This window comes from Bacillus sp. EKM208B (assembly GCF_011800725.1).
Taxonomy (GTDB): domain Bacteria; phylum Bacillota; class Bacilli; order Bacillales; family Bacillaceae; genus Bacillus; species Bacillus velezensis.
In genome coordinates this window covers 147,580-168,393 of sequence record NZ_JAANHO010000008.1, presented here as the reverse complement: position 1 = coordinate 168,393, position 20,814 = coordinate 147,580, and the positions used below count along the sequence as shown (strand labels likewise).

Below are 20,814 nucleotides of genomic sequence, written 5' to 3'. Positions count from 1 at the left end.
TGGAGCTGACAGATACTAATCGATCGAGGACTTAACCAATTTGAATGTATGCTTACTGTTATCTAGTTTTGAGAGAACACTCTCAATGGTTTGGTGGCGATAGCGAAGAGGTCACACCCGTTCCCATGCCGAACACGGAAGTTAAGCTCTTCAGCGCCGATGGTAGTCGGGGGTTTCCCCCTGTGAGAGTAGGACGCCGCCAAGCTATCTTAACCCAGTTTATGATGAACTGGGTTTTTTATATGGAAGATCACATAGATATATAAAGCTAATGCCTTTGAAAGGCATTAGCTTTTTTGTTTACATTGATTTTGCTTTGCTGTTATGATTTTGAAGATTGTTTGATTTTATTGTCTCGAGCATTCTTAAACTGAACACAATCAGCAGCATAAGGAGCATCAGTGCAGTAAACAGCCAGAATGCAGTTTGTGCGGGATATTCATCTAAGCTCCAGCCGACGGCGATCGGAAGGAGTGAACCTCCTAATCCGTTTGAAGCGAGCAGAATACTGGTAGTTGTTTCTGTCTTTCCGGGATAAAAATGATTCGTGATGATTAGGGCTATTGCAAACATGCCTGCCATGAACAGTCCTAAAAAGAAGCAAAGGGCAAAACCGAACCATACGTTTTTACTTAATGCTAATACGGTAAGTGCTGCCAGACCGCCAATGCTTATGAGACGGAGATAACGGTGATATGTCAGCTTTTCTGATACCGGGCCTGTTAATAACCTTCCGATGATCATACCCGTCCAATACACTGTAACTGTTATTGTTGCCAAAGAGTTGGGGATATCCCATTTCTCAGCGAAGATGGAGGGGATAAAATGTACAATGGAAACTTCACTGCCGCCGTAAAAGAAGAAGTAAGCACCCGCCAAGGCAATAAACAGCAATCCTTGTGACCGATAACCGGTGCTTTCTTTTTGAGTGTCAGCAGAAGAGACCTCTTTGCGGATGAGAAGCTGATCAATACTGCCGAAACTCATCTGCTTCCATGCGATTAAAAGTGCAAAACTGGATAACCCTAATACTAAAAAAGCAATTGTCCACATGTGGTTGTTGATAAGAAAGCCTGAGAGCAGAGGCATGAAAAGCGCACCTAATCCGTAGGCCACTTCCATCTTGCTCATGGCCACAGCCTGTCTTTCTTTAATAGCGGTGAGGATGATCGTGCCTACGCAGGATTCCACCAGTCCGGCGCCAAGCCCTGCGATGCTGACGAGAAGAAAGAGCAGCGGCCAGGGCGGCAGGAAGGTGATGAACATTTCACAGCTGATGAGTGCCAGGCCAAAGATAACGACGTTTTTGCGCCCAAGCTTTTTCACCATGTATGGCATTCCGATGACACCGATGAGAAAGCCCATGAACTGAGAGAATACCAATACTCCGCCATTACTGTAGCTTTGTGAATAATGTGTGAGTAACTCAGGCAGTACGGCTCCCAGAATAACAAGTGTAAAAGCAATCGATCCATAAGAAAAACAGCTTATCCACAGCAGACGAGTTTTCATCATTTTATCTCCTTATTGGTAAAATAATATTTCTCTCTACTCGTATGACCATGATGTTTTTACAAAAAATCCAAGTATTGTTACTATATCACATAACTTTTTCTCTTACATCCCTTATGGTAACGTTAACAAATTGTTAACATTTTTTACAAGAAAGATCGTTGACATTATTTTCAATAATTTATACGATAAAAAGCGAAATTCTAATAATTTCATAGGGGTGGTATTTGTGGGAACGAAGGAAATCACGAATCCAGACAGCTTGTATTACAGTGTTGACGATGTAGTAATGGAGCGCGGAGAAGGGATTTACCTGTACGATCAAGAGGGAAATGAGTACATTGATTGCGCTTCTGCCACATTTAACTTGAATTTAGGATACGGTAACAAAGAAGTCATTGATACGGTTAAAGAACAAGCCGAGAAGCTGATCCATGTGACATCATCCTTTCAAACAGACGCCGTAAATAAACTGGCAGAAAAACTAGTAGAAATCGCCCCCGATAATCTCACAAAAGTACACCCTAAAGTCAGCAGCGGTTCCGGTGCAAATGAAGGAGCTATTAAAATGGCTCAGTATTACTCCGGAAAAACCGATGTCATCTCCTTATTTCGAAGCCACCTCGGACAAACGTATATGACTTCCGCTTTGTCCGGCAACTCATTCAGAAAAGAACCTTTCCCGCCGCAAATTTCTTTTGGCCTGCAAGTCCCCGATCCGTATTGCAGCCGCTGTTTTTATAATCAGAAACCTGATTCATGCGGTATGCTGTGCGTAGAAAGAATTAATGATTTTATTGAGTATGCGAGCAATGGAAAAATTGCCGCCATGATTATTGAACCGATATCCGGAAACGGTGGAAACGTCGTTCCGCCTAAAGAGTATTTTAAACAGCTGAGAAAGCTTTGTGATGAACATGATATCGCCCTGATTTTTGATGAAATTCAGACCGGGTTCGGACGGACGGGCAAAATGTTTGCCGCGGACCACTTCGATGTGAAACCTAATATGATGACGGTAGCAAAAGGGCTCGGGGGCACAGGCTTCCAAGTCGCCGCCACTCTGACGGAGGACAAGTATACCGGGCTTCCGGGGTATACGCACTCCTTCACGTACGGCTCAAATGTGATGGCCGCCGCTGCCGCGTGTAAAACCATAGATATTATGCAGCGCCCGGGATTTTTGGAAAATGTAACGACGGTCGGTCATTATATTATGGATCGCTTAGAAACAATGAAAGAGGATTTCGCTTTTATTTCTGAGGTAAGAGGCGTCGGTCTTATGATCGGTGTGGAGATTGTTAAAGAGAACAATGAACCGGATGTGGAGCTGACCAATTATATTGCTAAACGGGCAATGGATTACGGGCTGATTCTCCGGACATCCCGTTACGGATTCGGAAATGTATTTAAAATCCGTCCGCCTTTAACCATTACACTTAGTGAAGCCGAAGTGCTCTGCTACAGACTTCGCAAGCTATTGGAGGAAATCAAGTGAGAGATTATATCATTGGGCTTGGACAATTTGTTTATCAAAAGGTGAAAAATCAAAAAGGCACGCTGAAAAACCGGCTCGTAAACGGCTATTCTCCGGGAGGCGACGCCCAATTTAACATAGACGCCGCTGCTGAGGAGGCGGTGCTGGATTATATTCAAGAAAAGGGCCATCCGGTTGCTTTTTACACGGAGGATGGCGGACTGAAGCTGATTGGAGAAGATCCGCAATATATTTTAATTGTAGATCCGATAGACGGAACGCGCCCGGCCGCCGCGGGGCTTGAAATGTCGTGTATTTCGATTGCGCTTGCTTCGTATAAGCCAAACGCAAAGATTAAGGATATCGAATTTGCTTTTTTACTTGAATTGAAATCAGGCGCTTATATGTACGGTGATATATACAGCGATGCGATTCATTTTGAAGGGTATCATGGAGAATTGCCGAATTTGAGCGGAGTGCGGGATATTAAAAATATGTTTTGGAGCCTTGAATTTAACGGGCATCCGGCGCAGCTGATGACGGACGCATACGGCCATCTGATTGACCAGTCGGCCAATAATGGCGGGGTTTTTGTTTTCAACAGCGCTTCTTATTCGATTTCGCGAATTATCACGGGGCAGATGGATGCTTATGTGGATATCGGCAATCGTCTGCTGAAAGATGATCCGAAGCTGCTTTCAGATTTTCAGCAGGTCGGGAACGGGCAGGTGCTGCATTTGTTTCCTTATGATATTGCCGCAAGCGTCTTTTTGGCGAAGAAGGCGGGAGTGGTCATTACGGATGCATACGGCCGGTCTTTGGACGAAACGCTTCTGACAGATTTAAGTTATCAGAATCAGCAATCATGTATTGCGGCATCAACGAAGGAGCTTCATCAAACATTGTTAGACCAAATCCGCTGGGGCAGAAAGGAAGAGAAATATGAAGGCGTTGGTCTGGACTCCTAATGATAAGCTTGAATATCAAGAGGTGGACGAGCCTCAAATTCGGAAATCCAATGATGTGAAAGTGAAAATTTTCGGAACCGGTATCTGCGGAACGGACTTAAATGTGCTGAAAGGAAAAATGAATGCAACCCATCATATGATTATGGGGCATGAATCGGTGGGAGCGGTCGTGGAAATCGGACCGGACGTGACAAATGTAAAAGTCGGAGACCGCGTCGTGATAGATCCTACGCAGTTTTGCGGGAAATGTCATTATTGCCGGAGAGGGCTGACGTGTTATTGCGAAACCTTCGAGGATTGGCAGCTCGGAATCGGGGCGCACGGAACGTTTGCGGAATATTACGTGGGGGAAGACAGGTTCATGTACAGAATTCCGGATTCAATGGAATGGGAGCGGGCCACATTGGTTGAGCCTCTCTCCTGTGTGCTGAATGTTGTGGACAAGGCTTCGATTCAGCCGGAGGACTCGGTCTTGGTTTTGGGGTCGGGACCGATCGGACTGCTTGTGCAAATGATGGTGAAAAAACTGGCACGATTGACGGTTGCGACTGAAATAGGCAGTTTCCGAAGCGAGGCGGCGAGCCGGATATCGGATTATGTCTACCACCCTGAAGCATTAACCGTGGATGAAGTGAAACGGATTAATCAAGGAAGAAAATTTGATGTGATTTTTGACGCGATCGGCAACCAGCTTGATTGGGCTTATCCTTTTATTGAAAAGGGAGGCAGAATCGTGCCGATGGGCTTTGATGATACGTATGAGATGACGGTCAGGCCGTACCAGCTGCTGTCAAATGGCGTAACGATTGTGGGCACAGGTGAAGCCCGCCAGATCATGGAGGCCGCGTTAGCATGCGCGTCCGACCTTCCGCAGCTCTATGATTTTATTACGGAAAAGACGGAACTGAAGAATTATGAAGAAGCCATTGATCATCTCATGGGCATCGACCCGGTGACAAAAGAAAGAAAAGATATCAGCGCAATAAAAACGATTCTTGTGTCTGATCCGGAACTTTTATAAAAGCGGAAACGGCTCCAGTGAGAGCCGTTTTCTTTTCTTATTTATACGGTCTTGCACATTTCTTTAAAGTTTAATATGATACTCTTTGTTAACAATTCCTTTCCTCAATGACATCATACTCTGAGCGTGTCCTCTTTTTCCCCGTAAGCCTGCCTCATATTCCCCAGATGAAAATCAATGTTTCCAACTGATAAGGTGCGGATATTTACAGTGAAAAGGAGTCGTTATCATTTGAAAGATTATACGTTACAGCAGCAATGGTTCGGGAATGTCCGTAAAGACATTCTGGCCGGTATTCTGGTTGCTCTCGCTCTGATCCCTGAGGCGATCGGATTTTCAATTATTGCAGGTGTCGATCCGATGGTCGGCCTTTATGCATCATTTTGTATCGCGATTATTATTTCTATCTTCGGCGGCAGACCGGGAATGATTTCAGCCGCTACGGGTTCAATGGCGGTTGTCATGGTGACATTGGTGGCTGATTACGGGCTGCAGTATTTGTTTGCGGCAACCATTTTGACAGGTATTATTCAATTTATTCTTGGTGTCAGTAAGATAGCGAAATTGATGAAATTTATTCCGCGTTCGGTCATGATCGGATTTGTGAATGCTTTGGCGATCTTGATTTTTTCTGCGCAGCTGCCGCAGTTCAAAGGAGCTTCATGGGTCATGTACGCCATGCTTGCCGGATCACTGGCTATCATATATCTATTGCCGAAGGTTACGACGGCTGTGCCGTCTCCGCTGGTGGCGATTATTGTCATGACGATCATTGCGGTGGTCTCCCATGCGGATGTCCGCACGGTCGGTGATATGGGCGGGATTACAAGTTCACTTCCGCATTTCTTGATACCGGATGTTCCGTGGACGTTTGAGACATTGCGGATTATTTTCCCGTATTCACTGGCGCTTGCATTCGTCGGATTGCTCGAGTCATTGCTGACAGCCCAGATCATTGATGAAATGACGGATACGGATAGTGATAAGAACAAAGAAAGCCGCGGACAAGGCATCGCCAATATTGTGAACGGATTTTTCGGAGGCATGGCCGGATGCGCCATGATCGGCCAGTCTGTCATTAATACGAAAGCCGGCGGACGCGGCCGGTTATCGGCTTTTACGGCCGGCGCGTTTTTAATGTTTTTAATTGCCGTATTAAGCGGTATCGTCATGAAAATTCCGATGGCTGCGCTGGTGGCCGTGATGGTTATGGTGTCCATCGGCACGTTCGACTGGTCATCGATTAAAGGTTTACGGAAAGCGCCCCTTACTGATTCGATCGTTATGGTTATTACCGTCGTGACGGTCGTCCTGACAAATGATTTATCAAAGGGTGTCTTCGCGGGTGTGCTGCTAAGCGCGATCTTTTTTACGGCTAAAATTTCTAAGCTGAAGATTGTGTCACATTCCGAACAGAAAGATGTCAGAACATATAAGGTAACGGGACAAATCTTTTTTGCTTCCGTGTCTGAACTGATGAATGCCATCGTTTATGATGAAGACGTGAAACGAATTGTCATTGATTTGACCGATGCCCACGTGTGGGATGATTCGGGAGCGGCGGCTCTTGAGAAAATTGTCGCCAAATGTAAAGAATACGGAATTGAGGCTGAATTAAAGGGATTGAATCAAAAAAGCCGAGATTTAATGAAACAAATGGCATAGAATTTGTGAAGTCCGGATGAATATATCCGGGCTTTTTTTCGGTTAAATTTGTGGGTTTGCATTGTTATAATGAATGAGATTTGAAAACCGTATATAGGAGACTTGCATATGATGTGGCTTCAGAAGTTGAACCAAGTGTTGGGAAGAATCATGCCGCTTTTGACTCCGTCAAGTGTGGCGGCGGGTGTGCTGTTATCTCAGCATATCAGCTGGATGGCCGGCGCTGTGCCGTGGATATTTGCATTTATTACATTTACGGGCAGTCTGAGTGCCAATTTTCAATCGCTGAAGCGCAGTATCGAGAAGCCGCTCCCGATGATCATGGCATTGTTTGTTCTGCATATTTTCATGCCTGTTTTTGCATGGGGAAGCGGCCATCTGATTTTCAGCGGTGACCCTTTAACTGTGACGGGGCTGATTATGGGTGTGGTGATTCCGACCGGAATTACGAGTTTGATTTGGGCTGCGATGTATAAGGGAAATGTCGGATTGACGCTGTCTATTATCCTGGTTGATACCGTGCTTTCTCCTTTTATCGTACCGTTAAGCCTGTCTGTCCTGGCCGGGGCGAATGTTCAGATGGATGTGTGGGGAATGATGAAAGGGCTGGCGGAGATGGTGGTGATTCCGTCCATCGCAGGGATGATGGTCAACCAGTTTTCCCCGCCGGTAAGGACTCAGGCGATAAGCCGGTCGCTGTCTCCTTTTTCAAAAATCTGTCTGATGATTGTCATTGCCATTAACAGTTCGGAAATCGCGCCGTATGTCACGCACGTGGATATCAAATTTGCGGGCATCGCAGGCATGGTATTTTTTATTGCCATGACGGGTTATGCCGTGGCTTGGCTGATCGGAAGACTGATGAAGCGGAGCCAGGATGAAATCGTGTCTCTGATTTATACAGGGGGCATGCGCAATATCAGCGCCGGAGCCGTTCTCGCCGTGTCTTTCTTTCCGTCTCAAGTGGCGGTTCCGGTCGTCATCGGGATGCTCTTTCAGCAAATCCTTGCCGCTTTGTTCGGCTATTTGCTGAGACGCTTTGAACTTAAGCCGGTCGTGATGAAGTATGAAAAAAACCGCTCAGCTACGTGAGCGGTTTTTTCCGTACAGCCAGCTTAGTGCTGCATTGAATTGTCGTTTGAATGCTTCTTGATGGTGCACGGCGCCCTCTTCGATCGTGAATGAGAGCTGAGATTGAGAAAAGCCTTTTTGCCTCAGGCTTTCATGCACGTCTTTATTTTGTCGGATCATGGTGTTTTGGATGTTGTTTTTATGCTCAGCTTCGCGGCTGCCGACAGACATATAGATACGCCGCCGTGCCGGATGCAAAGATGCGGAGCGGACATAATCTGCTGATTTTTCATACCAGAAGGAACCGGAAATACAGCCGATTCTGCCGAATATTTCAGGCTTTTGTAGCATCGCGTATATCGAAAACAGTCCGCCTAATGACGCGCCGATCAGGCCTCTTGTTTCCGGATGTGCAGAAATGTGATGCATATCTTCTACAGTTGGAATGATGGCATCTGTCAGCTCCTCGAGAAAGAGCCTCCCTTTGCCGCCGAAATCATGAAATGCAGGGCTCAGGGAAGGCGCGGGCCACGGTGTGTACTCATCGAGCCTGTCAGCCGGTTTGATGCCGGCAAAAATCAATTCGGGAAGTGTTCCGTTCACAAATTGGGATTCAAGCTTATCCATCTGTTCTAAAAACAAAGACCCCCCGTCAAGTACGTACACACAGGGTAAAGCCCCTGTTTGAACCGAATAGGAGGGAGGAAGATACACAGTGCATTCCTTTCCGTTTATCCGGTGTTCTGTAAGGGTGCCTCTCATGCATCCAGCCCCTTCTTTTGCTTAAACAGAAGAAAAAAGAAATAAGGAACGCCGAGAATCGCAAGAATAATTCCCGCCGGCACTTCTGAAGGCTGAAAGAACAATTTGCCCGCAAAGTCGGCGGATATGACGAGGAGCATACCGACCAATCCGCTGACCGGTAAAGAGTATCTGTGCTCAATCCCGGCGAGCCTGCGGGAAATATGAGGCGCGATCAGCCCGACAAATGCCATGCTGCCCGCTGCGGTTACACATGCGCTGATCAAAGCGATGCAGGCAATGAGTAAAATCGTTTTTTCTTTATTGGTTGAAACACCGAGGCTTTTCACCGTGTCCTCATCGAAACGAATGGTATCCAGCAATGACGTTTTCGCCATAAGAAGAGGAATGAACAAGATCAGCCACGGAAGGATCGCCGTAATGGTCATCCAGTTTGCCGACCAGATGCTGCCGTTTTTCCAAACCATCGCCATCTCATAATCCTGCGGGTCCATTTTTAATGAAAGAAATAAAGACAGCGCGCTGAATCCGGAATTCATGGCGATCCCGACGAGAATAATTCTCCCCGATTCCAGATGCCCCCGGTGCCAGGCGAAAATATAGATCAGCACGGCCGCCATCAATCCTCCGATGAGGCCGAAGACAGGCATACCCATCGCAGAGGCAAGTGCCGTCGCTTCAGATTGTCCCTGAAACAGAAGCATAAACGCGACGATTCCGGCTCCGGCTCCGGCATTAATGCCCAGAATACCGGGATCGGCAAGCCCGTTTTTGGTAATGGCCTGAATAACAGCTCCGGCTATCCCCAATCCGAGCCCGATGGCAGCAGCCATGACAATGCGAGGCAGCCTCAGCTGAAACAGCAAAATGTCATATTGCGGATTCGGATGGATGCGGAAAAGCGTACTGAGCAGTTCACCCGGCTTTGCGGAAAAAGAACCGCTTGTCATGCTGAAATAGCTTACGAGCAATATGAGAGCAATCAGAATGATATAAATTCCGGCCATTTTACGCACCACGCTGATCCCCTCCTTTTCTTTTAATCAAATAAAGAAAGAAAGGAACACCGATGATAGAAGTGACAACTTCAATAGGCGTCTCAAACGGATAATTGATGAATCGGCTGGCAAGGTCGCAAAGGGTCAGGAAGACGCCGCCGATGATGCACGCGCATGGGATCAGCCTGCTGTAGTCCGATCCGACGAGAAAACGTGTGATGTGCGGAACGACCAAACCGACAAAGGCAATTTTTCCGGCGAGTGCCACCGAGCTTCCGGTCAATATGACAACGGCCGCCATCGCCATGAGTTTGATGGTTCTTTTCTGCTGTCCCAGACTTTTTGAAATGTCGTCTCCTAATGATACGGCAGTGACCTTTTTGCTGAGAATCATGGCCGTGATGATTCCGGTCGCAAAAAACGGGACGGCCAGTTTCAAAAAATCAGGGTTCATTTGATGCAGTCTCGCACTGTACCAAAAACTGAGATCCTGCGAAATTTGAAAATAAATCGAAAGCGCAGCCGACAGACTGCTGAGAAGCATACTGGTCACCGTTCCGATAATGGCAAGCTGCACCGGGGTAAAACCGCCGGGAAGAATGGAGGCCAGCCCGAAAACAAGAGCGGCGCCGAATGCGGAACCGATAAACGAGTATATGATCATTTCAATGGATGTCGATTGAGGGAGCAATACCATGCAAAGGGTGATGATAAAAGCGGAGCCGTCCGACACACCCATGATCGAAGGCGAGGCCAGATAGTTCCGTGTGATTCCCTGCATGAGCGCTCCGGAAACAGCAAGGGCGGCGCCGATAAACATAGCGCCGGCAGCCCTCGGGATTCTTGAATGCCATATGATCTGATGGTCGGTATTCTCCGGATTAAAGTGCAGCAATGCGGAGAACACGGTATGGAAGTCAAGCTGCTTTGCGCCGTATAAAACGGAAAGCAGCAGTGACAGAACAATGGCAATCGGTGAAGCAATGATAATAATGTGTGTCCGCCGTTTTGCATACATGTGAAAAACCTACTCTTTATTAGTCTTGAGTCAATTTGTCAGCCGCAACCTGTAAGAAGCTGATTTTACTCCATGCGGTTCCGCCTTGGGCTAATGGATCAATCGTATTGACGTATACATGGTCTTTTTTGACTGCCTTCAGGCTCTTCCAGATCGGATTTTTCTCTAAGTCTTTCAAAGCGTCCGGCTTATCTGCGTTTTCGTCATCAGAGAATTGTACGAAGATATGGTCAGGGTTCATTTCGCTTAATTTTTCAAGAGAAATCAGTTCCTGCGCTTTCGCCGCTTTGACTTCGTCCGGCGCCTTCAGGCCTAAATCACCGTAAAGCGTGGAATTGAAATAAACTTGTTCAGGATAAATATAAATATTGCCTTGTCTGATTCTGATGACCAGCGCGTTTGACTGTTTCGCTTTGCTGTTGATCTTTGTTTTTGTCTTTTTCAGGTCCTGTTCGTAATCTGCGATGATTTTTTTCGCTTTTTTCTCTTTATCTGTAAGCTGGGCGAGCAGCATCATGTTTTCTTTCCAGTTTGATGAGATATGAGAGACAGGGATCGTTTCAGCGGTGCCGCTCAATTTTTTCAACGTTTTTTCCGGGAATTTGGTTGATGCCAGAATGACGTCCGGCTGCAGCTCAAGAATTTTTTCCATATTCGGCTGCATTTTTTCTCCCGTTGATACGGATTTATCTGTAATATCTTTAAACAGTTCCGGGAATTTGCCGGAGAAAGAAATTGCTCCTGCCGGATGAACGTCAAGCAATTTGGCGTCTTCCATTGATTCTACGCTGCCTGTAATGGCGATTTTGTCAGTCGGCGCTTTGACTTCATATGTTTTTCCTAGATATTCGATTTTCTTTTTATCTGAAGAAGCGTCCTTTCCTTTACTTGCTGTATCAGATGTTTCTGAGCTTCCGCAAGCCGCGGCCGTGAAAGCCAAAAGCAAAATCATGAAAGCGAATGCCAATTTCTTCATCTATTGTTCCTCCTGTTCAATTGATAACTATTATCAATTGGAATTATAGAGAAGGAACAGGGATAAGACCATGGATAATTTCCGGTATTATCATGGACGATCTTCGGAAAAAATGGAAACGCTTTGTTCGATCATCCGCTGATGTCCGCTTGGAGAATATTCAATCCACGGGTCAGATGAAATGGGAAACACGCGTTTATTGCTGACGGCTCTAAGGTTCTGCCATATCCCGGTCTGCTGAATCCGCTGAAAATAACGAAGCGTTTCCGGTTCTTTACAAGTGAAAAGCATGATGCAGTCAGCTTGGCAATCCGCCAGCATTTCCAAGGAAATCTTTTCGTCAGGAGCAAAAGATTCCGGTTTTGCGGAGGCAAAGCCTAAATCACCGAAGAAGACATCCTCAATACTGTTGTTATGGGCGATGTACATATTTTCTTTATATACACGGACAAATAAGAACCGCTGATGCCGCACGTGTTTAAGAGCATCTTTCGCTGAATGGGCGAGACTTTGATAAGCTTTAAGCCAGTGCCGCGCTTCCTGCTCTTCATTCAAATATGCTGCTGTGCGAAGAAACTGGTCTCTCCAATTCTCTTGAGCCGGAAGGTAAAAAACGTCAGTGATGTCATTCAGGCGCTGTTTTTCTTCTTCACTGACAGAATCAAGACTGAAAATGATGTCCGGGGCAGCTTGGGACAGCGTTTGCAGGTTCTCTTCCCAATTTGCATTATAACGGTAAGCACTCAGGTGAACCGGAATATCGGAAGAGAATTGTTTGTAATAATAGGCCGTCCATTTCGGGTGCAGCGCCGCAGCGTAAGGCACGTGATGCAGAGGAATCAGATGCCCCATCGTTTCTTTTCCGTACGCGGCCATTTTTATGCGCCTTTTTTTCATATAGCTTGTAGGTGAGCTGCCGGTATGTTTTTTAAAGATGCGGCTGAAATAAAATTCGTCCTGGTAGCCGATTTGATGAGCGATTTCCCGCAGTTTGCAGTTTGCCTTGGCCATCAGTTTTTTCGCATTGGTTATGCGGATGTCTGTGATATATTCAGTTACGCTCTGCCCGTATAGTTTTTTAAAGGTTTCACTGTAGTGCTTGGGACTGATTCCCGCCATATGAGCGAGCTGGGTGAGCGTGATTTTTGTGTCGGACTGAGCATGTATGAATTGTTTTGTCTGTTCGATCGCCGCTTTCGTATTATTTTGATGGCATACTTTTGCGGCATAAAGGTCGTACATCAGCTGCTGAAAGTCGGCTGTATATTTCATTTTCTGCAATGCATCCGCCGATCGCACGTTTTCAGAAAGTGACTGAAGCCGGCTTGTCAAATGATCAACCGTTTGTATATTCATTTGCTGAAGTCCGTGGAAGATGTCTTCCCCGTTATCCGGAAGCATCGCTTCATCATCTGATGAATAGGAGAAAACACGGAGTCTGACGATATACAAATGGATGCCGCCTGACGATATAGGGGCAATATTGAATGTCTCATCACAAGGACAGATGTAGAGCGTTTCCTTCTGCAGCGGAAAGCTGTCTGTTCCGATATCAATTTGTCCCTCGCCTTTCACATGAAAGATCAATACGGGGGAATCAGTGAGCTGATGCTCTGACAGAAGGTCGGCTGTTTTTTTTACGGAGATGATATCAATGGGCTGAAAGAATAATGTGTTTTTCATAAGAAACCACCTTTTAGGAAACATTCATTTAAATGATAACTGTTATCAATGAAATTGTACCAAATAAATGAATGTTTTCCTATAAAAAGCGGAAATGTGAAATGCGTCAAAATGTTACACGTGTAACACGAATTTTGTCAGTATATGAGGTATTGTTTTCTTAGAGTTTTGAATTGGTCCAGCCGGCGTTGATATGTGCCGGTGATGTCTTCAATGGAAGCGCCTTTTTCTATTTTTTTGCGTACCCAGCCGTTACCGATCAGCTTGTCAAAAGAGCCTGTCGGCAAGAACGAAAAGTCATTCGGATATAAGTCATGCATGGTTTTCAGAATGGAAAGCCCTGTTTTTGCCGCTTCAAATGTGTTTCTGTTTGTTACGTAGACTTGTACGCCGTGGCACAGCTTGCCCTGGTGCTTGGAGAAGCTGGGGATAAATGATGCGGCTCTGAAGGTGACGCCCGGAAGCTTGAGACTGTTCAGGCGTTCTTCGAGCTCGGTGCTTTTCATATAAGGCGCGCCGATCAGTTCAAACGGCTTTGTCGTGCCCCTTCCTTCGGATACGTTTGTGCCTTCGATTAGTCCTGTCGCCGAATATGCGAATATGCTGTCCGGGGTCGGGATATTAGGCGAAGGGAGGACGAACGGCAGGCCGGTATCTTCAATCGTCATCGTCCGCTTCCAGCGCTTCATTTTTACGACGGTGAGGTCGGCGCCAATATGAAACTCTTTATTGAATAAAAGAGCAAGCTCACCGATCGTCATGCCGTGCTTCAGCGGGATCGGATACAGTCCGACAAATGAAGCGTAATCCGGTTCAAGAACCGGGCCGTCCGGATTTCGTCCGCCTTGCGGATTCGGCCGGTCCAAGACATAAAAAGGAATGCCTTTTTCTTTGGCCGCTTCCATGGCATAGGCCATTGTATAAATGTAGGTGTAGTATCGCGTTCCGACATCCTGAATATCGAAAATCAGCACATCTGTATCTTTCAGCATGTCAGGCGTCGGTTTCCTCGTTTCCCCGTACAGGCTGTAGACGGGAAGCCCTGTTTTTTCGTCTATATAGGATGTGACTTTGTCTCCGGCCTGAGCATCGCCGCGGACACCGTGCTCCGGTCCGAATAATGCCGTCAATTGGATGTCTGGTGCCTCATACAGCACGTCAACGCTGCTTTTCAATGAATTGTTCACACCGGTCGGGTTGGTGATCAGCCCGACCCTTTTTCCCTTCAGTTCCTGTTTATAATCTTTCAGCAGGCGGTCGATGCCTGTTTGGATGCTTGGTTTCTTGGCGGTATGAAGGTTTCTGTCAGAAGCCGCCGAGACTGCCGTCATGGCACTGATGACGACTAATCCGGCAAGAAGCGCAGCCGTTTGTTTTTTCATGATCAGTCCTCCTGTTTAAAGCGGTTTTCCGGTCTTCAGATTGATACCGAAACCATAAGGATAGAGTGTCGTTCCCGGATGAGTGACGGAAGGAATGTCAGCGGGCAGCCTGCCTTGCGGTTTTGTCTGTCCGAATATCGCTTCAATGCCTGCCGGAATGTTTGGCTGGAGAAATTGTCCATCTGTATATCCTTTAAAGCCGTAGACTGCGATAAGGGCTTCAGCTTCTTCAAAGTTCGCAGCGTCATATGGATTACGCAGGCTCATCAGCACAAAGGGTTTTTGGTTTGATTGTGCGGCTTTCATGACGGCCCGCGGAAATGCAGTCGTCCACTTGCCGGGATCTGTGACGGAATCATCAATCACGCCGTCGTTTACGACAGGGTCATTTTTCACGACATAGGAGCCTGTAATCACGTAATCCGCGTCGGATACCAGCTTTTTGTGCTCATCATGAAAAGTGCGCTCGGCGAAGTTCATTTTACTGATGGTTACCGGCCGGATTTTTTTCTTCTTGATGAGCTGCCGAAGGGTTTGTTCCATTGACGCTGTTTGATCTTCATAAGGAGCGGCAATGAGAACGCGGCTGTTCTTTTTCGGTTTGAATGGGAGCGTGCGGTTTTTGTTTTGTAAGACGGTGACGGACCTTGCCGCGATTTGTTTTTCAGCTTTCAGGTGATTTTTGCTGCCGACGGTTTTCTTTGCTTTTGCAATCTTCTTTTTCAGATTTGTCTCTTTCGGTGCGGGATATATCCCTCTTTTTATTTTCAGGGAAATGATGCGTTTCACCGATTTGTTAATTTGCTGAAGCGGAATTTCCCCTTTTTGTACCGCCTTTTTTAAAGCGGAATGAACCCGGGCAAAGCGGTTTTCCGTTTGCAGCGAAGTCACTTGGGCCGGCATCAGGGCAATATCGACTCCTGCTTTTACTGCCATGACGACCGCCTCTTCTTGGCCGAAATGATCGGCAATGGCTTTCATATTTAATGCATCCGTAACGATGACGCCGTTAAATCCCATTTCCTCACGGAGAAGATGAGTCATCACTTTTTTCGAGAGTGTGGCGGGTACGAGGATGTCTGAACCGTCCAGCTTGCTTTTATAGGTTGTATCGTCAAAAGCGGGAAATTGCACATGGGCTGTCATGATCATATCAGCTCCGGCCTGAATGGCCTTCCGGAACGGATAAAGTTCAATTTGACGCAGCCTTTCTTGATTGTGGGTGACAAGCGGAAGGCCGTAGTGGCTGTCTACATCCGTGTCGCCGTGTCCCGGGAAATGTTTGACGGCGGCAGCGACATCCTGCTTTTGCTGAGCCTTCATTGAGGCAAGACCGAGTGAAGCTGTCAGATCTCGGTCTGAACTGAACGACCTGACGCCGATGACAGGGTTTCCGGGATTATTATTGATATCGAGAACGGGAGCGAAATTCGTATTAATGCCCAGTGCTTTCAGTTCTTTCCCGATAATGGCGCCGGTTTGGGACGCGGAGGCTGTTTTTCTAGCGGCTCCGAGCGCCATATTGCCTGGGAAATGAGTGCCTTCACCAAGTCTAGTTACGATGCCGCCCTCCTGATCAATGCTTAATAATAGCGGAATGTCAGGGCTCGCCTTTTGAAAGGCATCTGTCAGGCGTACCGTTTGCTCAGTGTTTTTTACATTTTCTGCAAATAAGATAACGCCGCCGAAACGGTACTTTTGAATAAGCCCTGCGACTTCGTCATTCATTTGGGTAAGAGCCTCAGGTGATGGCTGCCCCTTTTTTTGCCAATTGCGAAAATCAGGCATGAGCATCTGCCCTAATTTTTCATCTAATGTCATACGGGATACCGCTTGTTCCGCCTGTGACGGAATGTCCGGTTTTGTCGATGCATGATGCGTGCCGAAAACAATGAACAACAGTAATACAGCTGAGATGACAAGTTTCATGATGGTGCCCTCCTGCCGTCATAGTTTGGACAAAAGACATGGGTTGTCATTCAATGGCTTCATAAATCGTTTTTATGACGCTGCCGTAGCTTCCGGTCGGGAAATGATCCCCTTCAAAAACATTCGGGTTTTCACCGGGACTGACGACGGGGGAATGCTTTTTATTGGTCAAAAGTGCGATCCCCAGCTTATAAGCGGGATCAATAATCGTGACGGTGCCGGTCCATCCCGTATGGCCGTATGCCTGCCTGCTTGCATAAGGGCCGAACATCCACTCCATATCCGGGCTGCCGTTTTTCCGCCAGCCGAGAGCAAAAGTCGGATCAGAGGATGCCGCCGTTGTGAACAAATCGGCCGTTCTTTTATTGAAGAGAGAAACGTGTTTATAACTGCCGCCGTTCAGCATGACTTGAAGAAGGACGGCCATATCATCAGCTCTGGAAAACAGCCCGGCGTGACCGGACACCCCTCCCATGGAGTAAAATGCTTTTTCATCGTGAACTTCCCCCTGCAGCGTATATGTCCTGATGTGAGGGAAATGGATGACTCCGTCACGTGTGTTGCCTAAACGTTCAGTAGCTGCGAATGCTTTTTCTTTAAAGCCTTTTTGCAGCGGGTTGAACAGTGTGTGCGTCAGTTTCAGCGGTTTGTACAGTTCTTGTTCCGCATAGGCATCAAGGGTTTTTCCGGTTATGTTTTCAATGATGCAGCCGAGAAGCATGTAACCGATATCGCTGTATACGTGTTTTGTTCCCGGTTTATATTCAAGCGGGATTTGGGTGAGAAAACGGATCGTTTTATCCCGTTCTTGTGAATACAAAGGGCCTGCGGTGTCCGGCTGATAGAAATAAAAGCTTGCCGGCAGACCGGATTGGTGCTGGAGCACATCGATGACGCGAATGCGGTCTTTTTCTTGAATCGGATCGCTTTTTCTGTCTTTGAAATCAGGAAGGTAAGCCGAGACTTTTTGATACACATCAAGCTTTCCCTGGCTGACGAGTCGCTGTAATGCAAAATTGGCCGCGTACATTTTTGTATTGGAAGCTAGATCAAACATGGTTGATGTTTTCATTTTTTTCGGACGGGATAAAAGGGTGTTCCCGTCATATTTTTTGCTGTAGCCGTATGCTTTCTTTTTGATCACCCGTCCGTCCTTTACGACGACGAGGACGGCTCCGGGGAATCCAGCTGCGATGTCTTTTTCAATCATTTGATCAACCTTTCTGAGCTTTGCTGCGTCGTATAATTTGGATTGGGCTTCGGCTTTGTGCTGCGGCAGAAAAGAGAGGCTGATGACCATTGTGAGTATGGCGGCTGTCAGTGTTTTCATATTCTGATCCCTCCCGGTTTATTCAAATTCAGCAGCCATGTCATCCTTAAATCCGAACGCATAAGTGAAGACAAAGCCCGCCGCGTAAGAGATGAAGAGACCGATGATATACAAAACGATTTGAGCCGGCTGTACGAGAAACGAGAGCGGAAGGCCGGAGACACCGATTGAAAAAGTAGCCACCTGAAAATGGGCTTGAAAGGCGCCGCCGATTCCCGCCCCTAAACACGCCGTCAAAAACGGCCGGCCGAGCGGGAGCGTGACGCCGAAGATGAGCGGCTCTCCGATTCCGAGCAGACCGGATGGAAGTCCGCCGCCGATCGCTCTTTTCAATGAGGCTTTTTTTGTTTTCATAAAGATGGCGAAGGCTGCCCCTACTTGACCCGCGCCTCCCATCGCGAGAATCGGAAGAAGCGGGTCATCTCCGATTGATCGGATTAATTCCAAATGTACGGGAGTCAAGCCTTGATGCAGGCCGGTGACGACAAGCGGCAGGAAGGCGGCTCCCAGTACAAACCCTGAGAGCACTCCCCCGACATTCAGCAGCGACAATAAACCTGATGTAATCAGATCAGAAATAAAACCGCCTGCAGGGATAAAAACGACATATGTCACCAGCCCGGTGATAAGTAAAGACAATGTAGGCGTGACGATAATGTCGATGGATTGATGGACGTACTTTCTGATAAACCGTTCGGTATAAGCGATAAAAACCGCAGCGAAAAGAACGCCGATTAACCCTCCCCTGCCAGGGAGCAGATTCTCTCCGAACAAACTGATATTGGCAATCTCAGGGTTAAGGATCAATATGCCCGCAAGGCCGCCCATCGCGGGAGTCCCGCCGAATTCCTTCGCCGTGTTGATGCCGACAAGGACGCCGAGGTAAGCGAATAAGCCTGAACCGATAACCGTTAAAATAAGTGCGATTTGGGATTCTTTCGGGAGCCAGCCGGCCTGAATGACGGCTTTCGTAATACCGGTGATTAAACCTGATGCAATGAGTGCGGGAATAAGGGGAATGAAGATGCTTGATATTTTTCTCAGAAACAGTGTGATGGGTGTGGTGTTTTTTCTGTTGAGATCGGCTTTTTTCCGTGAGGCGGCTTCTTTTAAATCAATGTTTTTTCCGGATGACATAAGATTTGCGAAAGCGTCGGCGACATGATTGACGACACCCGTGCCGAGAATGATCTGCAGTGTTTCGGCTTCGACGACGCCTATTACCCCGTCAAGCCGTTTCAGCGCTTCAATATCCGTTTTGTCCTGATCTAAAGGTGTAATCCTCAGGCGTGTCATACAGTGGGTAAAGCCTGAAATATTCGATGAACCGCCGCAATTGTCCAGGATATCTTTGGCCAGTGACTGATAAAATGCCTCTTTGCTCATGGAGATCCTCCTTTGTCCGTGCGATTTTTCCCGGGGAGCTGTGCCTGAAACGCGTCCTAAAAGCGCCTGCGCCGATTATGAAAACGGCGCGGGCTCGTAAAAACACATTATTTCCACCAAAGAACGATCAGCGTTCTTTTTCTTTTGAAACGTGCTGTTCAATGGCTTTGTCAATGAAGCCGTCTGATTCTTTGAGCAGTGCCTTCGCGTGTGTTTCGTCCGAATTCGTCTTCAGCATGACGATTGCCGTTTTGACATGGCTGCCTGCGGCCTCAAGCGTTTCTTTTGCCTTGTCGTACGGAACGCCCGTGATGCTTTGGATAATGCCGATTGCGCGTTCTTTCAATTTTTCGTTGCTGACATGAACGTCCACCATTAAATTTTCGTACACTTTGCCGCTTTTGATCATCACGGCCGTGGAAATCATGTTCAGAATCATTTTATGTGCCGTCGCCGCTTTCATTCGTGTTGACCCTGTAATCACTTCGGGGCCGACGACGACTTCGATGCTGTGATCGGCATAAGTGCTGATCAATGAGTGTTTATTGCATGTGAGCGCGACAGTTTTGGCGCCGATTGTTTTTGCGTATTTCAGCGCACCGGCCGCATACGGCGTGCGCCCGCTTGCCGCGATGGCGATCACGGTGTCTTCTGCGGTAAGCCCGATCGTTTTGAGATCGAGAGCGCCGGTTTCCTCGCTGTCTTCTATACCTTCAGCCGCTTGCAAAAAGGCGTCTGCCCCTCCGGCCATCAGACCGATGACGGTGTCGGGACTTACGCTGTATGTAGGCGGGCATTCAACCGCATCCAGTACACCGAGTCTGCCGCTTGTGCCCGCTCCCGCATAAATCAGCCTGCCGTTTCGCCGTAAGGACTGATGGGCGAATTGAACGGCAATCTGAATATCGGGCAGCACCTGCTGAACGGCTTCAGCCACTTTGAAATCCTCTTCGTTAATGATGCGGAGAATTTCCATCGTGTCTGCTTGATGAATTGAAGCGGTCTGCGGATTTCTGGTTTCTGTGGTCAATCTGTGAATGTTAAGCCGGTCTGTCATGATTGTACCCTCCCAAGTCGTTAATACTTGAAGTATATGGGCTTCTGAATAGATGTTTCAAGAAAAATCGGCAGGGATGAGATGAATAATCAAGCGCTTTCACAAAAAATGATGCAGAATGTGCTGTTCACCGATCGGGCCGATCCTGCGCCGCCCTTTATCAATAAAACCGGAAGACCGGTACAGGTTCTTTGCACGATGATTGCGATGGTTTACTGCAAGCACGATTTCATCACACCAAGGAAAGTAATTTGCGACAAAAGCGGGGAGCTGCAGCATCGCTTGTTTGGCATAACCTTTTCCCTGATGCGGTGCATGTAAGGACAGCGCACTCAGCAAAATGGCAGACACATTATTCGAATACGGGGCAATGGTTTCTTTTGAGGTATGTAAAATAAAAAAACCGACGGGGCGGTCTTCTTTTAAAATGACTGTCGGGTAGCGATCCCGGATGACAAGAGCCTGCGGCAGTACATCTATCGGCAGAGCTGTGAACTTTTTATCTTCTTCACTCAGCACAAACCCGTTAAGCCCGTCTGCATGCTCCGGTTTATAAAAGGACAGGGCTACATCCATGAT

General features: G+C 47.3%; 17 protein-coding genes and 1 rRNA gene. 6 read left to right on the top strand and 12 right to left on the bottom strand.

From position 1 onward, the window contains the following. Window positions 1–89: 89 nt before the first annotated feature. Window positions 90–205 (top strand): 5S ribosomal RNA (gene rrf / locus G9F75_RS15465). 95 nt (window positions 206–300) lie between these two features. Here rrf and G9F75_RS15460 read toward each other — a convergent pair. Next, window positions 301–1,512, bottom strand: a complete 1,212-nt coding sequence (locus tag G9F75_RS15460) for an MFS transporter (RefSeq protein WP_021495343.1) — start codon at window positions 1,510–1,512, stop codon at window positions 301–303. A gap of 229 nt (window positions 1,513–1,741) precedes the next feature. Here G9F75_RS15460 and G9F75_RS15455 point away from each other — a divergent pair, with 229 nt between their 5' ends. From G9F75_RS15455 to G9F75_RS15435, 5 genes are all read left to right on the top strand, one after another. Beyond that, on the top strand, window positions 1,742–3,010 hold the full coding sequence (locus G9F75_RS15455; protein ID WP_167409212.1) for an aspartate aminotransferase family protein: 1,269 nt from the start codon (window positions 1,742–1,744) through the stop codon (window positions 3,008–3,010). Further along, window positions 3,007–3,957 (top strand): inositol monophosphatase family protein, encoded by a 951-nt coding sequence (locus G9F75_RS15450; protein WP_014416764.1) that lies wholly within the window; start codon window positions 3,007–3,009, stop codon window positions 3,955–3,957. Before G9F75_RS15455 ends, G9F75_RS15450 begins: the two co-directional genes overlap by 4 nt. Continuing rightward, window positions 3,932–4,978, top strand: a complete 1,047-nt coding sequence (locus G9F75_RS15445; RefSeq protein WP_003156784.1) for a zinc-dependent alcohol dehydrogenase — start codon at window positions 3,932–3,934, stop codon at window positions 4,976–4,978. Before G9F75_RS15450 ends, G9F75_RS15445 begins: the two co-directional genes overlap by 26 nt. A gap of 231 nt (window positions 4,979–5,209) precedes the next feature. Next, the gene (locus G9F75_RS15440) at window positions 5,210–6,643 is read left to right on the top strand and encodes a SulP family inorganic anion transporter (RefSeq protein ID WP_128496406.1); all 1,434 of its coding nucleotides are present in this window, start codon (window positions 5,210–5,212) and stop codon (window positions 6,641–6,643) included. Window positions 6,644–6,793: 150 nt separating this feature from the next. Next, window positions 6,794–7,735 carry a bile acid:sodium symporter family protein gene (locus tag G9F75_RS15435; RefSeq protein ID WP_088056555.1) on the top strand — a complete coding sequence of 314 codons (942 nt, stop codon included), beginning with the start codon at window positions 6,794–6,796 and terminating at the stop codon, window positions 7,733–7,735. On the opposite strand, the gene G9F75_RS15430 is transcribed toward G9F75_RS15435, so the two are convergent. The 11 genes from G9F75_RS15430 to G9F75_RS15380 form a co-directional block, all read right to left on the bottom strand. Continuing rightward, window positions 7,724–8,476: an alpha/beta hydrolase gene (locus G9F75_RS15430; RefSeq protein ID WP_061861782.1), complete on the bottom strand. Its 753-nt coding sequence runs from the start codon at window positions 8,474–8,476 to the stop codon at window positions 7,724–7,726. The genes G9F75_RS15435 and G9F75_RS15430 overlap by 12 nt on opposite strands. Beyond that, window positions 8,473–9,483: an iron ABC transporter permease FeuC gene (gene feuC, locus G9F75_RS15425; protein ID WP_038461736.1), complete on the bottom strand. Its 1,011-nt coding sequence runs from the start codon at window positions 9,481–9,483 to the stop codon at window positions 8,473–8,475. The genes G9F75_RS15430 and feuC overlap by 4 nt, the downstream gene beginning before the upstream one ends. 1 nt (window position 9,484) lies before the next feature. Beyond that, window positions 9,485–10,492: a FecCD family ABC transporter permease gene (locus G9F75_RS15420; protein ID WP_128496407.1), complete on the bottom strand. Its 1,008-nt coding sequence runs from the start codon at window positions 10,490–10,492 to the stop codon at window positions 9,485–9,487. Between the two features lie 19 nt (window positions 10,493–10,511). Continuing rightward, window positions 10,512–11,468, bottom strand: coding sequence for an ABC transporter substrate-binding protein (locus tag G9F75_RS15415; protein ID WP_003156778.1), 957 nt, complete (start codon window positions 11,466–11,468; stop codon window positions 10,512–10,514). Between the two features lie 90 nt (window positions 11,469–11,558). Beyond that, complete coding sequence (gene btr / locus G9F75_RS15410; RefSeq protein ID WP_167409211.1) at window positions 11,559–13,151, bottom strand: bacillibactin transport transcriptional regulator Btr; 1,593 nt, start codon at window positions 13,149–13,151, stop codon at window positions 11,559–11,561. A 137-nt stretch (window positions 13,152–13,288) separates the two neighbouring features. Continuing rightward, on the bottom strand, window positions 13,289–14,533 hold the full coding sequence (locus G9F75_RS15405; protein WP_017419292.1) for an exo-beta-N-acetylmuramidase NamZ family protein: 1,245 nt from the start codon (window positions 14,531–14,533) through the stop codon (window positions 13,289–13,291). 15 nt (window positions 14,534–14,548) lie between these two features. Further along, the gene (locus G9F75_RS15400) at window positions 14,549–16,462 is read right to left on the bottom strand and encodes a glycoside hydrolase family 3 protein (RefSeq protein WP_167409210.1); all 1,914 of its coding nucleotides are present in this window, start codon (window positions 16,460–16,462) and stop codon (window positions 14,549–14,551) included. A 46-nt stretch (window positions 16,463–16,508) separates the two neighbouring features. Beyond that, window positions 16,509–17,792, bottom strand: a complete 1,284-nt coding sequence (gene pbp4b, locus G9F75_RS15395) for a penicillin binding protein PBP4B (protein WP_014416772.1) — start codon at window positions 17,790–17,792, stop codon at window positions 16,509–16,511. Window positions 17,793–17,810: 18 nt separating this feature from the next. Further along, entirely contained in the window at window positions 17,811–19,178 is a 1,368-nt protein-coding gene (locus G9F75_RS15390; RefSeq protein WP_160216697.1) for a PTS transporter subunit EIIC, read from the bottom strand. A 127-nt stretch (window positions 19,179–19,305) separates the two neighbouring features. Beyond that, window positions 19,306–20,235 (bottom strand): N-acetylmuramic acid 6-phosphate etherase, encoded by a 930-nt coding sequence (gene murQ, locus G9F75_RS15385; protein ID WP_095061737.1) that lies wholly within the window; start codon window positions 20,233–20,235, stop codon window positions 19,306–19,308. A 99-nt stretch (window positions 20,236–20,334) separates the two neighbouring features. Further along, on the bottom strand, window positions 20,335–20,811 hold the full coding sequence (locus tag G9F75_RS15380; RefSeq protein WP_007408015.1) for a GNAT family N-acetyltransferase: 477 nt from the start codon (window positions 20,809–20,811) through the stop codon (window positions 20,335–20,337). Window positions 20,812–20,814: the final 3 nt, after the last annotated feature.

Excerpts from the sequence above, each read along its gene's own strand:
- G9F75_RS15405 (WP_017419292.1), bottom strand. The coding sequence starts at position 14,533 with ATGAAAAAACAAACGGCTGCGCTTCTTGCCGGATTAGTCGTCATCAGT.
- G9F75_RS15445 (WP_003156784.1), top strand. The coding sequence starts at position 3,932 with ATGAAGGCGTTGGTCTGGACTCCTAATGATAAGCTTGAATATCAAGAG.
- G9F75_RS15460 (WP_021495343.1), bottom strand. The coding sequence starts at position 1,512 with ATGAAAACTCGTCTGCTGTGGATAAGCTGTTTTTCTTATGGATCGATT.
- G9F75_RS15430 (WP_061861782.1), bottom strand. The coding sequence starts at position 8,476 with ATGAGAGGCACCCTTACAGAACACCGGATAAACGGAAAGGAATGCACT.
- feuC (WP_038461736.1), bottom strand. The coding sequence starts at position 9,483 with ATGGCCGGAATTTATATCATTCTGATTGCTCTCATATTGCTCGTAAGC.
- G9F75_RS15435 (WP_088056555.1), top strand. The coding sequence starts at position 6,794 with ATGCCGCTTTTGACTCCGTCAAGTGTGGCGGCGGGTGTGCTGTTATCT.
- G9F75_RS15390 (WP_160216697.1), bottom strand. The coding sequence starts at position 19,178 with ATGAGCAAAGAGGCATTTTATCAGTCACTGGCCAAAGATATCCTGGAC.
- G9F75_RS15380 (WP_007408015.1), bottom strand. The coding sequence starts at position 20,811 with ATGGATGTAGCCCTGTCCTTTTATAAACCGGAGCATGCAGACGGGCTT.
- pbp4b (WP_014416772.1), bottom strand. The coding sequence starts at position 17,792 with ATGAAAACACTGACAGCCGCCATACTCACAATGGTCATCAGCCTCTCT.
- murQ (WP_095061737.1), bottom strand. The coding sequence starts at position 20,235 with ATGACAGACCGGCTTAACATTCACAGATTGACCACAGAAACCAGAAAT.
- G9F75_RS15420 (WP_128496407.1), bottom strand. The coding sequence starts at position 10,492 with ATGTATGCAAAACGGCGGACACACATTATTATCATTGCTTCACCGATT.
- btr (WP_167409211.1), bottom strand. The coding sequence starts at position 13,151 with ATGAAAAACACATTATTCTTTCAGCCCATTGATATCATCTCCGTAAAA.
- G9F75_RS15415 (WP_003156778.1), bottom strand. The coding sequence starts at position 11,468 with ATGAAGAAATTGGCATTCGCTTTCATGATTTTGCTTTTGGCTTTCACG.
- G9F75_RS15400 (WP_167409210.1), bottom strand. The coding sequence starts at position 16,462 with ATGAAACTTGTCATCTCAGCTGTATTACTGTTGTTCATTGTTTTCGGC.